At 65.0% G+C, this 13,621-nt stretch carries 14 protein-coding genes and 1 tRNA gene; 1 reads left to right on the top strand and 14 read right to left on the bottom strand.

The window, feature by feature from the left end; genetic code table 11:
- Nucleotides 1–25: 25 nt before the first annotated feature.
- The 14 genes from AB3X89_RS10535 to def form a co-directional block, all read right to left on the bottom strand.
- Complete coding sequence (locus AB3X89_RS10535; RefSeq protein WP_368583220.1) at nucleotides 26–763, bottom strand: tetratricopeptide repeat protein; 738 nt, start codon at nucleotides 761–763, stop codon at nucleotides 26–28.
- Nucleotides 760–1,542 carry an HpcH/HpaI aldolase/citrate lyase family protein gene (locus tag AB3X89_RS10530; RefSeq protein WP_368583219.1) on the bottom strand — a complete coding sequence of 261 codons (783 nt, stop codon included), beginning with the start codon at nucleotides 1,540–1,542 and terminating at the stop codon, nucleotides 760–762. Before AB3X89_RS10530 ends, AB3X89_RS10535 begins: the two co-directional genes overlap by 4 nt.
- 203 nt (nucleotides 1,543–1,745) lie before the next feature.
- Nucleotides 1,746–2,189: a 6-carboxytetrahydropterin synthase QueD gene (gene queD, locus AB3X89_RS10525; RefSeq protein WP_368583353.1), complete on the bottom strand. Its 444-nt coding sequence runs from the start codon at nucleotides 2,187–2,189 to the stop codon at nucleotides 1,746–1,748.
- A 9-nt stretch (nucleotides 2,190–2,198) separates the two neighbouring features.
- Entirely contained in the window at nucleotides 2,199–2,831 is a 633-nt protein-coding gene (queE, locus tag AB3X89_RS10520; protein ID WP_013088055.1) for a 7-carboxy-7-deazaguanine synthase, read from the bottom strand.
- A gap of 54 nt (nucleotides 2,832–2,885) precedes the next feature.
- Nucleotides 2,886–3,617, bottom strand: a complete 732-nt coding sequence (queC, locus tag AB3X89_RS10515; RefSeq protein ID WP_026228978.1) for a 7-cyano-7-deazaguanine synthase QueC — start codon at nucleotides 3,615–3,617, stop codon at nucleotides 2,886–2,888.
- A 394-nt stretch (nucleotides 3,618–4,011) separates the two neighbouring features.
- Nucleotides 4,012–4,087, bottom strand: a tRNA-Phe gene (locus AB3X89_RS10510).
- 94 nt (nucleotides 4,088–4,181) lie between these two features.
- Nucleotides 4,182–4,871 carry a response regulator transcription factor EsaR gene (gene esaR / locus AB3X89_RS10505; protein ID WP_176109833.1) on the bottom strand — a complete coding sequence of 230 codons (690 nt, stop codon included), beginning with the start codon at nucleotides 4,869–4,871 and terminating at the stop codon, nucleotides 4,182–4,184.
- A complete protein-coding gene (locus AB3X89_RS10500) occupies nucleotides 4,872–7,298 on the bottom strand; it encodes an ATP-binding protein (RefSeq protein ID WP_368583218.1) in 2,427 nt (808 codons plus the stop codon).
- Nucleotides 7,288–7,887 (bottom strand): DUF4390 domain-containing protein, encoded by a 600-nt coding sequence (locus tag AB3X89_RS10495; RefSeq protein WP_368583217.1) that lies wholly within the window; start codon nucleotides 7,885–7,887, stop codon nucleotides 7,288–7,290. The genes AB3X89_RS10500 and AB3X89_RS10495 overlap by 11 nt, the downstream gene beginning before the upstream one ends.
- Nucleotides 7,884–9,323 carry a 16S rRNA (cytosine(967)-C(5))-methyltransferase RsmB gene (rsmB, locus tag AB3X89_RS10490; protein WP_368583216.1) on the bottom strand — a complete coding sequence of 480 codons (1,440 nt, stop codon included), beginning with the start codon at nucleotides 9,321–9,323 and terminating at the stop codon, nucleotides 7,884–7,886. Before rsmB ends, AB3X89_RS10495 begins: the two co-directional genes overlap by 4 nt.
- A gap of 197 nt (nucleotides 9,324–9,520) precedes the next feature.
- Nucleotides 9,521–10,378, bottom strand: a complete 858-nt coding sequence (htpX, locus tag AB3X89_RS10485; protein ID WP_013088049.1) for a zinc metalloprotease HtpX — start codon at nucleotides 10,376–10,378, stop codon at nucleotides 9,521–9,523.
- A gap of 105 nt (nucleotides 10,379–10,483) precedes the next feature.
- Nucleotides 10,484–11,125, bottom strand: coding sequence for a LysE family translocator (locus tag AB3X89_RS10480; RefSeq protein WP_368583215.1), 642 nt, complete (start codon nucleotides 11,123–11,125; stop codon nucleotides 10,484–10,486).
- A 115-nt stretch (nucleotides 11,126–11,240) separates the two neighbouring features.
- On the bottom strand, nucleotides 11,241–12,236 hold the full coding sequence (fmt, locus tag AB3X89_RS10475) for a methionyl-tRNA formyltransferase (RefSeq protein WP_368583214.1): 996 nt from the start codon (nucleotides 12,234–12,236) through the stop codon (nucleotides 11,241–11,243).
- 29 nt (nucleotides 12,237–12,265) lie between these two features.
- Nucleotides 12,266–12,769, bottom strand: a complete 504-nt coding sequence (def, locus tag AB3X89_RS10470) for a peptide deformylase (RefSeq protein WP_176122366.1) — start codon at nucleotides 12,767–12,769, stop codon at nucleotides 12,266–12,268.
- 275 nt (nucleotides 12,770–13,044) lie between these two features.
- Between def and AB3X89_RS10465 the strand changes: the two genes are divergently transcribed.
- Nucleotides 13,045–13,621 (top strand): DNA-processing protein DprA (locus AB3X89_RS10465; RefSeq protein ID WP_368583213.1); only part of this gene is annotated, 577 nt, incomplete at its 3' end.

Genomic DNA, 13,621 nt, shown 5'->3' with positions numbered 1-13,621 from the left:
GCCCTTTTGCTTTATTGCTACCTCATTACTGCGGCTTCACTTCCTTCTGATCGCGCAACTGCGCGCTCAACTGCTGATACTTCAGGCGCGCGGCCGGATCGCCCTGCGCCGCCGCGGCCGCGTAATACGCGCGTGCCACATTCAGATTCCGGTCGACACCATCGCCGCCGCGCTCGTAGAACGAGCCAGTCACATACTGCGCGGTCATGTCGCCGCCCTGCGCCGCCTTCTTGTACCAGACGAACGCCTGCTTGTTGTCGCGCTCGGTACCGCGTCCGTCGAGGAACTGGTTCGCGAGCGCGAGCTCCGCCTGCACATGACCCTGCGCAGCCGCCTTCATGAACCAGCGATGCGCCTCCGCCGGGTCGCGCTCGACGAACTCGCCATCGTCGTACATCTTGCCGTACACATATTGCGCGTGCGACATGTTCGCGTCGGCGGCCTTGCGCAGCCACTTCTTGCCTTCGTCGACGTTGACCGGCGTGCCTTCGCCGTTGAGCAGCATCATCGCGTAGTTGAATTGGGCGAGCCGGCTGCCGCGCTCGGCGGCCTCGCGGAATTCGGTCAGCGCAGCGGCGAGGTTGCCGGCGTTGTAATCGGCCACTGCGGATTGCGTCTGCGGATCGTTCGCTCTTGCGACGTGATCCTGTGCGTACGCGGCGCTCCATGCGGTACTCGCGAGCAGCGCTGCCGCCGTAATGGTCACTTGCGCGGTCACCCGCGCAATCCTCGGCCCGGCGCCCCCCTGCACTCTGCCGTTCATGACCTCACCTCCTGTAATGCCTGACGCGTCGCGCGCAACATCCAGATCACGTCGGCGGCCAGCGCCACGAAGCGAAAGCCCGCGTCGCGATGCTGCCGCGCGCTGGCCACGTCCATCGCGAAGATGCCGGCGGCAATACCGGCCTTGTCCGCCGCGCTGACGATACGCGCCATCGCTGCCTGCACGTCCGCGTGCTTCGCGTCGCCCAGATGACCGAGGCTCGCGGCGAGATCGGCCGGCCCGACGAACACGCAGTCGACGCCCGGCGTCGCCGCGATCTGCTCGACCTCCCGCAAGCCGCGCGCCGATTCGATCTGCACAATCGTCGCGATCTGTGCGTTGGCCGTCTGCACGTAGTCGCGTCGCATGCCGTAGCCGGCCGCACGCACGACGCCCGCAACACCGCGCAGTCCGTCGAGGGCCTCGGCGGTCGGATATTGGGTGAGCCGCACGGCGCGTGCCGCGTCTTCAGCGGATTCGATGTTCGGGAACATCAGCGTGCGCGCGCCGGCGTCGAGCACGCGCTTGACGAGCCACGGCTCGCTCGCTGGCACGCGCACCACCGGCTCGCTCGGCAGATGGGCGGCGGCGATCGCGCGCAGTTGCGACTCGACACCACCGCTATCGTTCGGCGCGTGCTCCATGTCGATCAGCAGCCAGTCGAAGCCGGCGTGCGCGAGCGCTTCGGCGCCGGCTTCGCTGCCGAGCGACAACCACAGCCCGAATAGCGGCGCGTTGTCCTTCAGACGTTGTTTGAGGGAGTTGGTGAAGGTGCTCATCGGCTGGCCTCGCGCAGGGTTGCAATTCGAAGCGGGGCCAGATAGCGAATCAGGCAGGCACCGGGGCGCTGACGGCCTCGATGCCTGCTGCGACGCGATGCGGTGACCGGCATGTCTCGCTCCGTGTGTTGGTCGGAACGATCATACCGTGACAAAAACGCGAGAGTTCGCTCGCGCGCCGGGGTGTGGCTTCGGGCTGGAAGCTAGTCGCGGACCACGTCGGCCCAGCAGTTCGGCGTCTCGTACAGACGCACTTTATGCAGGCGCAGATTCACGCCGTAGTGCGCGTCGTAGACGTTCGCGAGAATATCGAACGCAATCGCGGCGAGGTTTTCGACCGTGGGAATGCGATCGATCACGACCGTCTTGTGACCCGCCATGCTGTCGAGAAAGCCGCGCACCTGCGTGTCGCCTTCGTAGACGAGAAACGCGTGGTCCCACTTGTCGACCAGGTGCTCGGTTGCGAGCGACTTCACGTCGGCGAAGTCCATCACCATGCCGCGGTCGGGCGCGCCTTCGGTGTCGACCAGATCGCCTTGCAGCGTGATTTCGAGCACATAGCGATGGCCGTGCAGATTACGGCACTGGCTGCGGTGATCGGGGATGCGGTGGCCCGCGTCGAATTCGAGTTTTCGGGTAATCGTCAGCACGGCAAATCAGGGAATGTTCAGATACTTGTGAGTCTGCATCGACAGGCGCCACTGCGGATGACGCTTGCACCAGTCGATCGCGAGCTTCGTGTTGATATCGCGCGACGGACCGTCCATCGGCTGGACGAGGAAATACTCGAAGTCGAGCTTCGCGTAGTCGGCGAGGCGCTGGTTGTCCTGAGGGATCACGACCTTCAGTTCGTTGCCCTTGGTCACGACGAGCGGCGCGTCGGCCTTCGGGCTCACGCAGATCCAGTCGATCGTGTCGAGCACCGGCAACGAGCCGTTGGTCTCGATCGCGATCTCGAAGCCCGCCGCGTGCAGCGCGTCGACGAGCGGCTGATCGATCTGCAGCATCGGCTCGCCACCGGTGCACACGACGAAGCGTTCGCCCTCGCCTTGCGGCCATTGCGACGCGATCATCGCGACGAGTTCGTCAGGTGTGCGGTACTTGCCGCCGTTCTCGCCGTCGGTGCCGACGAAATCGGTGTCGCAGAAACGGCAGACCGCTTCCGCGCGATCCTCTTCGCGGCCCGACCACAGATTGCAGCCCGCGAAACGGCAGAACACGGCCGGCCGCCCGGCATTCGCGCCCTCGCCCTGCAACGTGTAGAAGATTTCCTTGACCGCGTACGTCATGCTGCTATCTGTCCTGTGTTCCTGAATCAATGATGCGCGCTCTTGCGCGAACCGTCACACTGGCTCGGTGACTTTTTCACCGGCGAGGTAAGCCTCATAGCCACGTTTGCGCAACCGGCATGCCGGGCATTCGCCGCAGCCGAAGCCCCATGAATGCAGCTCGGCGCGTTCGCCGAGGTAGCACGTGTGCGTTTCGACGCGCACCAGTTCGACCAGTGCGTCGCCGCCGAGCTCGTGTGCGAGACGCCATGTGTCGGCCTTGTCGAGCCACATCAGCGGTGTCTCAAGCGCGAAGCGCGTGTCCATGCCGAGATTCAGCGCGACCTGCAGCGCCTTCATCGTGTCGTCGCGGCAATCGGGGTAGCCCGAGAAGTCCGTCTCGCACATCCCGCCGACCAGCACCTGCAAACCGCGCCGATATGCGATAGCCGCGGCAATCGTCATGAACATCAGATTGCGGCCCGGCACGAACGTGTTCGGCAACCCATTGGCCGTGGCTTCGATTTCGATCTCGCGCGTCATCGCGGTGTCGCTGATCGCGCCGAGCAGCGACAGGTCGATCGTGTGATCGTCGCCGAGACGATCGGCCCATGCAGGAAACGCACGCACGACAGCCTGGCGGAACCCCTCGCGGCATTCAAGCTCGACGCGATGACGCTGACCATAATCGAAGCCGATCGTTTCGACCGTGTCGTAACGATCGAGCGCCCACGCGAGACACGTGGCGGAATCCTGGCCGCCGGAAAACAGCACGAGCGCGCTACGCTTAGCGTCTTTGCGGATCACCGTGATACTCCGTGAATGAGAGTGCCACGTCGCGCTGCGCGAGGTGCGCTATGCGAGCAACGCGGCGCGGCGTGTGCCGGCATTGTGCCGGCCCAAAGCAGTATAGGTCGCGCGTTGCGCGTGAACGTGGCTGGGCGCTTATACCGTCGATCGTCGGGCGAAGGGTTGGGTGCTTCGGTGCGATACGCTCGGCACCGCATTCGCGCGGTGTACGACCGCGTGCGACGCCTGCAGGCAAGTCCTTGAACTGGCGCGATTTTATCACGCGACACCGAATGTCACCGACGCCTGCTGTCCTACGCGCGCGGTTCCAACTGCATGGCGAGCCAAAGTGACGACTTGTCCGCCAAACGGAAAAGCCCCAGGAATCTTGCGATTTCCTGGGGCTGAATTCTGGTGGCCTGGGGCGGAATCGAACCACCGACACGCGGATTTTCAATCCGCTGCTCTACCAACTGAGCTACCGGGCCAACGAAGAACGAAACTATATCAAGCGATCCGCAGTTCAGCAAGCCCTTTCATAAAAAATTTTGCCTAGCCGCGTTCGCATGCAACAGGTGGCGCTCACTCGCCCTTGTTCTTGCCGAGATCGACGCCGAGTTGCTTCAGCTTGCGATAAAGATGCGTGCGCTCCAGACCGGTCTTCTCCGCGACGCGCGTCATGCTGCCGTTCTCGCGCGCGAGGTGATATTCGAAGTACGCGCGCTCGAACGCGTCGCGCGCATCGCGCAGCGGAATGTCGAACGAGATCGACGCGGTTTGCGCGGCGAGCGCGCCGCCGCCGACGCCATCGGCCGACAGCATCGGCAACGCGGCCGCCGACGCGACCGACGATGCGCTGACGGGCAACGCCGGCTTCGCGGCCACACCGCCTGGCACGGCCGCCGAGTTGCCGCGCGCGAGTCCTTGCTCGACCGCCTTCAGCAGCTTCTGCAACGCGATCGGCTTTTCGAGGAAGTTGAGCGCGCCGATCTTGGTGGCCTCGACCGCGGTGTCGATCGTCGCGTGACCGGACATCATGATGACGGGCATCGTCAATTGACCTTGCGCGGCCCATTCCTTGAGCAGCGTCACGCCGTCGGTGTCCGGCATCCAGATGTCGAGCAGCACGAGGTCCGGCGCCTGACGCAGCCGGAACTCGCGCGCTTCCTGCGCGTTTTCAGCGGCCTCCACGACGTGTCCTTCGTCGCTGAGGATCTCCGAGAGCAGTTCCCGGATGCCCATTTCATCATCTACCACCAGGATGGTTGCCATTTACGCTGCCCTTGTCTGCACTGTTGCTTTTGTCGTTCCCTGCGACGCTCCACCACGCGCCGGATGCGCACCCGAACCAGGTGCACCCGGCTGCGCGGGGTCGTCCGCCAGTTGAAGGAAGAGAATCGAAATCTGCGCGCCTTCGATCACGTCGCCAGCCTTCATGCGATTGCGAATGTCGATGCGCGCGCCATGTTCGTCGACGATCTTCTTGACCATCGCAAGTCCCAGACCCGTACCTTTGGCCTTGGTCGTCACGTACGGCTCGAACGCGCGCGTGAGGATACGCGCGGGAAAGCCCGGTCCGTTATCCGACACGGTCAGACGCACCGCGACGCGCGCCTTGCCTTGCACGTCGGGGTCTCCGTATTCTACTGTCCTCGTCTCGAGCAAAACACGCGGATGCGCGACTTCGGCGACCGCGTCCTGCGCGTTCTGCAGCAGGTTGTGGATCACCTGACGCAATTGCGTCGCGTCGCCGCGTATCGCGGGCAGGGCCGCGAGCTCAATCTGGATCGCGCCCTTGCCTTCCTCGATACCGTACAGCGTGAGCACCTCGCTGACCAGATCGTTCAATTGCAGATGCGCGAGCACCGCGGGCGGTGTGCGCGCGTAGTCGCGGAAATCGTCGACCATCTGCTTCATCGCGGCGACCTGATTGACGATCGTCGTCGCACCGCGCTTCAGCACGTCCGCATCCGACGGCGCGAGCTTGTCGGCGAGCTTCATCTGCAAACGCTCGGCCGACAATTGAATCGGCGTGAGCGGATTCTTGATCTCGTGCGCAAGGCGCCGTGCGACTTCGCCCCATGCAATCGAACGCTGCGCGGAGATCACGTCGGAGATGTCGTCGAATACGACCACGTAGCCAGAGGTCTGGATGTCTTCGGCATCGCGCTCGTTCGCCGCGACGAGGCGCGCGCCCCGCACGAGCAACGTGAGCGGCTCGGTCTCGCCGGGTACAGGCACCGAGAACTGCTGCTGCCAATGGCCGTTATCGTCATGGCCGTCTTCGCTCGCCGCTTCGCGATCGGCGAATGCCTTGCGCACCATCGCGCCGAATTCGCCGAGCACGCCGATCTGATCGAGCGACGATCCGAGCACCGTCTGGAACGGCTGACGGAAAATCCGCTCGGCGCCGCGATTCGCAGTGGTCAGCCGGAACTGTCGGTCGAACACGAACACGCCCGCGGTCAGGTTCGCGAGGATGCTCTCCAGATACGCCTTCGAATGCTCGAGCGCGATACGATTTTTCTCGACCGCCCCGCGCGCTTCCGCCAACTGCCGCGTCATTGCGTTGAACGACTGCGTGAGGAAGCCCAGTTCGTCGCGCGACTTGATCTCGCGCTTCGGCGTGTAGTCGCCCTCGGTGATTTCCTTCGTGCCCTGCGCGAGCAGGAACAGCGGCCGCGCGAGCTGATTGCCGAGCGCGAGCGCGAGCATCATCGCGATGAAGGTCGCGAGAAACAGCGACAGCGTCAGCGTGCCGATGTACATCTTGCGCAGGCCCGTACGGCCGAGCGCCTTCTCCTGATACTCGCGATACGCGCGCTGCACCGCGTCGGCGTTGCGCGCGAGTGTCGTCGAAACTGGCTGCGTCAGTTGCAGGAAGCGCTCGGCGGGCTGCAATAGCGATGCGTTCGCATCGGGAATACGCTGCACCACGCGCAGACGCAGCGCGCCCTTGCCGCCCTGCGCATGCGCGTCGCCGTCCACCTCGCCTTCGATCGCCGCATAGCCGTGGCCGCGCGCCTGCTCGATCATCAGCGGTGTCGGCAGATCGTTCGGCAGCAGCATCGCGTAATTGCTGGACGCCTGCGCGACCACGTGCATGTCCGGCGTCGCGCCCGACATGCTGCGGGTCGGCTCGACGATCGTCGCGTCCTGCACGCCGAACTGGTCGCGCAGACGCAGCAACGTCAGCGTGGTGCCGGCCGCATCCGCGCTCGCGATCTGCTCGGACATCAGACGCGCCTTCGTCTGCAAATCGGACAGCGACGCGTCGAGCATGCCGCGCCCGAGATTGAGGCCGGACGCGAGCGCGGTTTCGACGTTCACGTCGAACCATGACTCGATGCTGCGCGACACGAACTGATACGACACGATGTAGATGATGCCGCCCGGCACCACGCCGACCAGCGCCATGAAGAACGCAAGCTTCGCGAGCAGCCGTGTACCGAATTTGCCCGTGCGTAATCGCACGACGATGACGACGACGAGCGTCGCCACCACCAGCAGAAAGATCATCGCGACCGCGACGTTGGCCGCGTACAGCCACTGGTAGTAGCGGTCGAAAAATTCGGTGTTCGCGCTCGCGGCGGCCAGCAATACGAGCAGCAGCACGGCCGTGACCGCGACCGTCGACACCAGCACGCGCACGACGATGCTGCTGACACTGGTGGAAGATGAGCGCACTTTATTTAGCACGATCTGCCGCCGTGAAAGTGAAGCGCTTCCAATCGGAGGCGAGGTTCCAGTCGCGGTTGTTCACCGCGTCGATCTGGAATGGCTTGGGCATCAGCCCGATATCGAGTTGCATGCGCACCGACGCGTTATAGGTTTCGCCGACACGCACCTCATTGCGGTCAATCACGTGCCACGAGGTCACGTGCTTGATCACCGCGAGCGCGTCCTTCAGCGTGGAAAAGCCGAGCTGCAAGCCGCCCGATTGCACGCTCGACACGCGATATTCGCGCGTGAGCGGCTGGAACGACAGCCGCAAGCTTTGCGATACGCTGACTGGCTGCTCGTCGAACCAATACCAGCGGGGCCGGCTCAGTTCGAAATCGGTCGTGAAATAAAGCGGGATGCCTTTGTTGACCGCGTCTTCGAGATTGCTGTTCAGCTCGAATTCGAAATGCGCATCGAGACTCCAGCCGCCGCTGTCGGCCTGCAGCGACGCCCGCTGCACCGCGATCGAGTCAGCGTGCGCCGCGCCCGGCGCTGCAAGCCAGACGGCCAGCGCGATCCAGAGCACGGCAGCGAGCCGAAGCGGGAAGAAGCGTTTTATGGTCACCGTTTCTGAAAGCGCGCGTAGAAAAATCCGTCGTGGTCTGAGTTCGTGCCGGCGCTGAAATCAGCGGGTCGTCCAGCATGAGAACCGGCCGATGAGTCGGCGGGCGCGCGGGCAACTGAGGGTAAAAGCTGCCCCGGCGCGTCCAATCGTACCGCATCCTGATGCTGGTTTCCAAACCACTGAGCCTGCAACTCGCCTTCTTCGGGGAAGATCGAACAGGTAACGTAAAGCAGCTCACCGCCGGGTTTCACGAGCGGCCACAGCGCGTCGAGAATGCGGCGCTGTTCGGCGACGAGCGCGGCGATATCCGACTGGCGACGCAGCCAGCGGATATCCGGATGACGCCGCACGATGCCCGACGCAGAGCACGGCACGTCGGCGAGAATGCGGTCGAACGGCTGATCAAGATCGTCGTGCCACTGCGCGGGGTTGCCCGCGTCGCCGATGCGCACTTCCGCTTCGAGCTTCAGACGCCGCAGGTTTTCGCCGATGCGGCGCGCGCGCGACGCATCGCTTTCGAGCGCAACGAGTTGAATGTTGGCGAGTTCGAGCAGATGGCCGGTCTTGCCGCCAGGGGCCGCGCATGCATCGAGCACGCGCATGCCGTCACGCACGCCGAGCAGTTGCGCGGCGAGTTGCGCGCCTGCGTCCTGTACAGACACGACCCCTTTGCTGAAGCCCGGAATGCGCTCGACCGGTATCGCCGTGGCGAGGGTGACCGCGTGCTCGCCCGTCTTGCTCGCGGCGATCTGCTGGCGTTGCAGCTCTTGCAGATAGGCGTCGACCGTCGAATGGCGTGCGTTCACGCGCAACGTCAGCGGACCTTGCGCATTGCCGACGGCCAGCACCGATTGCCATGCCTCCGGCCATGCGCGCTTCACCGCGTCGATCCACCACGCCGGATAGTTCCAGCGCGCGGCTTCGTCGGCTTGCACGGCGGCGAGCAACATGTCGCGCTCGCGCAAGAAGTTACGCAGCACCGCATTGACGAGCCCCTTCGCGAACCCGAACTCGCGGCGTGCGCCAATCGCCCTGACCGCCTGATCGACGACCGTAAACGGCGTGTAAGCGGCGCTCGCTTCGTCGTCGACGAGCAGTGCGAACGCGCACGCCAGCACATGCGCGACGTGCGGCGGCGGCGCTTTCTTCACGAGCTTCGCAATCAGCCACTCGGCGGTCGCGAGACGGCGCATCGTGCGATAGGCGATGTCCTGCACCGCGCCGCGCGCCGCCGCGGCGTTGCCCTCGGGCATCGACACGAGCACGCTCTGCAGCGCCGCGGGCAAGGCCGCGCCGAGACGCACGGCGCCGACGGCCTGAGCCGCGCAGTCGAGCGCGAACCCGAGCGATTCGGGCGACAGATGCAGCGCCGACAAACGGGATTCGCGCGAGCGCGCCGACGAGGAAGCAGAACGCGAAGAAGGCTTTGAAGTCATGAAGGGAGCAAGGGCCAGCCGCACGGTGCGCGCGGCGCAATCAGCGCACATTGTAGCGTGGCGCCGGTGGGGCGCCGCCGTGCGGGGGCGGCGGCAGACGCTGTCGCGCGGTGGCGACGAACGGTGCGAAAAAAAAGCGAGCCTCGCGGGCCCGCTCTTCAGTACTTCAGACTCGACGCGCCGAACGAGGCTGCGGCTCAGTCGAAGCGCCCGGTGCGCGCCATTTCCATCAGACGCGCGATGCGTTCTTCGGTCGCAGGGTGTGTCGAGAACAGGTTCGCGATACCGCCGCCCGAGAGCGGATTCATGATCATCATCTGCGCGGTGGCCGGATGCGCCTCGGCCGTCGGGAACGGGATGCCGCTCGCATAGCGATGGATCTTGTCGAGCGCCGACGCCAAGGCCTGCGGGTCGCCCGAAATTTGCGCGCCGCCACGGTCGGCTTCGAATTCGCGCGCACGCGAAATCGCCATCTGGATCAGCGCGCCCGCAATCGGCGCGAGCAGCGCAACCGCGATGCTCGCGATCGGGTTCGCGGGACGCCCGTTTTCGTCGCGGCCGCCGAAGAACATCGCGAAGTTCGCCAATGCGGAAATCGCGCCGGCCATGGTCGCAGAAATCGTCGAGATCAGAATGTCGCGGTGCTTCACGTGCGAAAGTTCGTGCGCCATCACGCCGCGCATTTCGCGCTCGGACAGCACGCGCAGAATGCCGGTGGTCGCCGCGACCGCCGCGTGCTCCGGATTGCGGCCGGTGGCGAATGCGTTCGGCGCGTCTTCGTTGATCAGGTAGACGCGCGGCATCGGCAGGTTCGCGCGCGTGGCGAGATCGCGCACCATCCGATAGAACTGCGGCGCACTGTTTTCGTCGACTTCCTGCGCGTTGTACATGCGCAGGACCATCTTGTCGGAGAACCAGTACGAAAAGAAATTCATCCCAAGGGCGATCACGAGCGCGAGCATCATGCCGCGCGACCCGCCGATCATCCCGCCGATCACGATGAAAAGGGCCGTAATCGCGGCCATCAACATCGCGGTTTTCACCCAATTGAACATGTCTGCAACTCCTTGCCCTGAGCGTGGCCTTCATCTCCGTGCCGCGCGATTGCGGCGCCAGATTGTAAGAGAAATGTTAGATATGGGCGATGCGGGAAAATTCAATCACCGCGAGGCGGTCGCGAGTTTGATGCCGAGGCCCACGAACGCGCTGCCGACGCCGCGATCGAGCCAACGCTTGACCGTCGGCTTGCCCGAGAAACGCTGCGTGACACTGCCCGCAATCCACGCGACGAAACTGTTCCAAACCATGCTCATCAGCACGAAGACCGCGCCGAGCGTCAAAAACGCGAAGGTCTTGTGTTCGCTGCCCGTTGCGACGAACTGCGGGAAGAACGACACGAAGAACAGCACGACCTTCGGGTTCAGCACATTGGTCCAGAAGCCTTGCAGGAACAACTGCCGCAGTGACTTCGGCGTGGACGGCGCACGCGCGTCGCTGGCGGGTGCGCCCGCGGCCGGCTTCGTGAAGACCAGGCGCACACCCAGATAGATCAGATAAATCGCGCCGACGAATTTGACGATGGTGAACGCGGTGGCCGACGCGGCCAGCAGCGCGGTCAGCCCGAACGCGCAGGCCAGCGAGTGAATGCAGCAGCCCGCCGAAATGCCGAGCGCCGACATCAGCCCCGCGCCGCGGCCCTGGGCGACGCTGCGCCCGACGATATAAGCGGTATCCGGCCCCGGCGTGATGTTCAGGAGAAAAACCGCGACGATGAAAAACTCGAAATGGACGATGCCGAACATGTGATGAACCCTCGAAAACCTGGTCTGCTGCATGAGGATTCTAACGCGCGGTTGGCTCGCGGCGGGCGCCTGGAACGCCGGCGGAATCGACGATGCTCTGGCGTGCGCGCCGCGCTTATTGCGCCTCGGGAAGCTCGAAGCGCTGGCCTGCGGCGAGCGGCGAACCGGCAAGGTATTCGCGCACCGGCAGGCGCTTGCCACCGGGCTTCTGCAATTGCGTCAGACGCAGTGCGCCTTCGCCGCAAGCGACCAGCACGCCGTCGGCAGAAACCTCGGTGATGGTGCCCGGCGCCTTGCTGCTGCCCGACGCCGGCGAGGCAACGGCGGTGGCGGCCCAGATCTTGACGGTGTTGCCGTCGTCGAGCGTGCCGGCGCCACCGGGGAACGGATCGAACGCGCGTACCTGGCGCGCAAGCGCCTCGGCCGGGCGGCGCCAGTCGAGCGCCGCTTCGTGCTTGGCGATTTTCTCGGCGTAGGTCACGCCGTCGGCCGGTTGCGGGGTCGAGGCCAGCTTGCCGCTGCGCTCGAGCTCGATCAGCGCGTCGACGATCAGTTGTGCGCCGTGCTCAGCGAGGCGGTCGTGCAGCGTGGCGGTGGTGTCGTCGGCGGAGATCGGGGTGCGGACTTCGGAGATCATCGCGCCGGTGTCGAGACCGGCGTCCATCTGCATCAGCGTGATGCCGGTTTGGGCGTCGCCCGCCTCGATCGCGCGATGAATCGGCGCCGCGCCGCGCCAGCGCGGCAGCAGCGAAGCGTGAATGTTGATGCAGCCGAAGCGCGGAATGTCGAGCACTTCCTGCGGCAGGATCAGCCCGTAGGCGGCGACCACCATCACGTCGTGCGGCGTCGCGCGCAGTTGCTCGATGCCGGCGGCGGCTTCCTCGGGGTACTTGCCCGCGCGGCGCAGCGATGTGGGCTGCGCGACTGCGAGGCCATGTTCCTGTGCGTAACGCTTGACCGGGCTTGCCTGCAGCTTCATGCCGCGTCCTGCGGGCCGGTCCGGCTGCGTCAAGACGAGCGGCACGGCAAACCCGGCGCGATGAATCGCGGCCAGCGCGGCCGCGGCGAATTCCGGCGTACCGGCGAAGATGACGCGCAACGAATGAGTCATGAATGAGCGGCGGGCAAGTTGAAAGCGCGTTACATCGCGTGGGCGAGCTTCTTCATCTTGCTCTTGATGCGCGTTTGCTTCAGCGGCGACAGATATTCGACGAACACGCGGCCCATCAGGTGATCCATCTCGTGCTGGATGCACACGGCGAGAAGCCCCTCGCAATCGAGCTCGAACGTTTCGCCCTTCTCGTTGAGCGCACGCACGCGCACTTTCTCGGCACGCTCGACGTTGTCGTAGATTCCGGGCACCGACAGGCACCCCTCTTCCGACAACTTCCTCTCATCGCTCGACCAGATGATTTCCGGGTTGATGAACGCGAGCAGTTCGTCGTGCGTTTCCGACACGTCGATCACGATCACGCGTTCGTGCACGTCCACCTGGGTGGCGGCGAGGCCGACGCCGGGCGCCGCGTACATCGTTTCGGCCATGTCGGCGACGAGGCGGCGGATACGGTCGTTGACCTCCTCGACTGGCTTCGCCACCTTGTGCAGCCGTTTGTCGGGGTAATTGAGGATGTTCAGTAAAGCCATGATTTCGAGTGTGATTTCAGACGCCGCTAACCATTGGAGGCTCGCGTTGGCCATTTGGCCAGGTTGTGAGCCCGTCGCAATACGCAGAGGATAGATGGTGTCGAACCGGTTCGATTCAACGCGCCTCGCGCGCCCGACGACGAACCCGCGCTCACGCGCGGCGCCGCGGCTATTCGCGGCTCATTGCCGTTCTATATGCACGGTTTTATTTCAGATCATGAAAATTCTAGCATGGCGCCCGCCTGCCCGCAGGCCCCGCCAGAGGAGCGACCCGCATGCACACGTTGCCCGCAACCCGTATCGAACTGACCGCCTGGCTGCGGTTGGCGCTTGCACCGGGCCTCAAACCCGCGGCGTTGCGCCTGTTGCTAGCCGCATTCGGGCTGCCGGAAGCGCTGTTTGCGCAGTCGCCGGATGCGCTCGCCGAGGTCGCCGGTGAGGCCGCGGCGCGCGCCGTGCTGGCGCCGCCGGGTCCGGCGTTCGACGGCCAGCTCGAGGCGGTGCTCGCATGGCGCGAGCAGCCGGGCAACCAGATCGTCACGCTCGACGATCCCGCGTATCCGCCCGCGCTGCTGACGATGCCCGATCCGCCGCCGCTTCTATATATAAAGGGCCGGCTCGACCTGCTCCATACGCGTGCGGTCGCGCTGGTGGGCAGCCGCAGCGCGACGCCGCAGGGCATCGAGGATGCGCGGCGGTTCGCGCGCGAGCTGTCGGCGGCGGGCGTGACGGTCGTATCGGGACTCGCGCTCGGCATCGACGGCGCCGCGCATCGGGGCGGGCTGGAAGGTGTCGGCGGAACGGTCGCGGTGGTCGGCACCGGCGCGGATCTGGTCTATCCGGCCGCGCATC

Source organism: Paraburkholderia sp. BR14320 (assembly GCF_040948665.1).
GTDB classification, from domain to species: domain Bacteria; phylum Pseudomonadota; class Gammaproteobacteria; order Burkholderiales; family Burkholderiaceae; genus Paraburkholderia; species Paraburkholderia youngii.
The sequence above is the reverse complement of the archived record's forward strand: the minus strand, read 5'-3'. Positions and strand labels throughout refer to the sequence as shown.

What these genes read in the sequence shown, in the direction of transcription:
- AB3X89_RS10535 (WP_368583220.1), bottom strand. Translation starts at nt 763, where the DNA reads ATGAACGGCAGAGTGCAGGGGGGCGCCGGGCCGAGGATTGCGCGGGTG.
- AB3X89_RS10530 (WP_368583219.1), bottom strand. Translation starts at nt 1,542, where the DNA reads ATGAGCACCTTCACCAACTCCCTCAAACAACGTCTGAAGGACAACGCG.
- queE (WP_013088055.1), bottom strand. Translation starts at nt 2,831, where the DNA reads ATGACGTACGCGGTCAAGGAAATCTTCTACACGTTGCAGGGCGAGGGC.
- esaR (WP_176109833.1), bottom strand. Translation starts at nt 4,871, where the DNA reads ATGGCAACCATCCTGGTGGTAGATGATGAAATGGGCATCCGGGAACTG.
- rsmB (WP_368583216.1), bottom strand. Translation starts at nt 9,323, where the DNA reads ATGACTTCAAAGCCTTCTTCGCGTTCTGCTTCCTCGTCGGCGCGCTCG.
- htpX (WP_013088049.1), bottom strand. Translation starts at nt 10,378, where the DNA reads ATGTTCAATTGGGTGAAAACCGCGATGTTGATGGCCGCGATTACGGCC.
- AB3X89_RS10480 (WP_368583215.1), bottom strand. Translation starts at nt 11,125, where the DNA reads ATGTTCGGCATCGTCCATTTCGAGTTTTTCATCGTCGCGGTTTTTCTC.
- fmt (WP_368583214.1), bottom strand. Translation starts at nt 12,236, where the DNA reads ATGACTCATTCGTTGCGCGTCATCTTCGCCGGTACGCCGGAATTCGCC.
- def (WP_176122366.1), bottom strand. Translation starts at nt 12,769, where the DNA reads ATGGCTTTACTGAACATCCTCAATTACCCCGACAAACGGCTGCACAAG.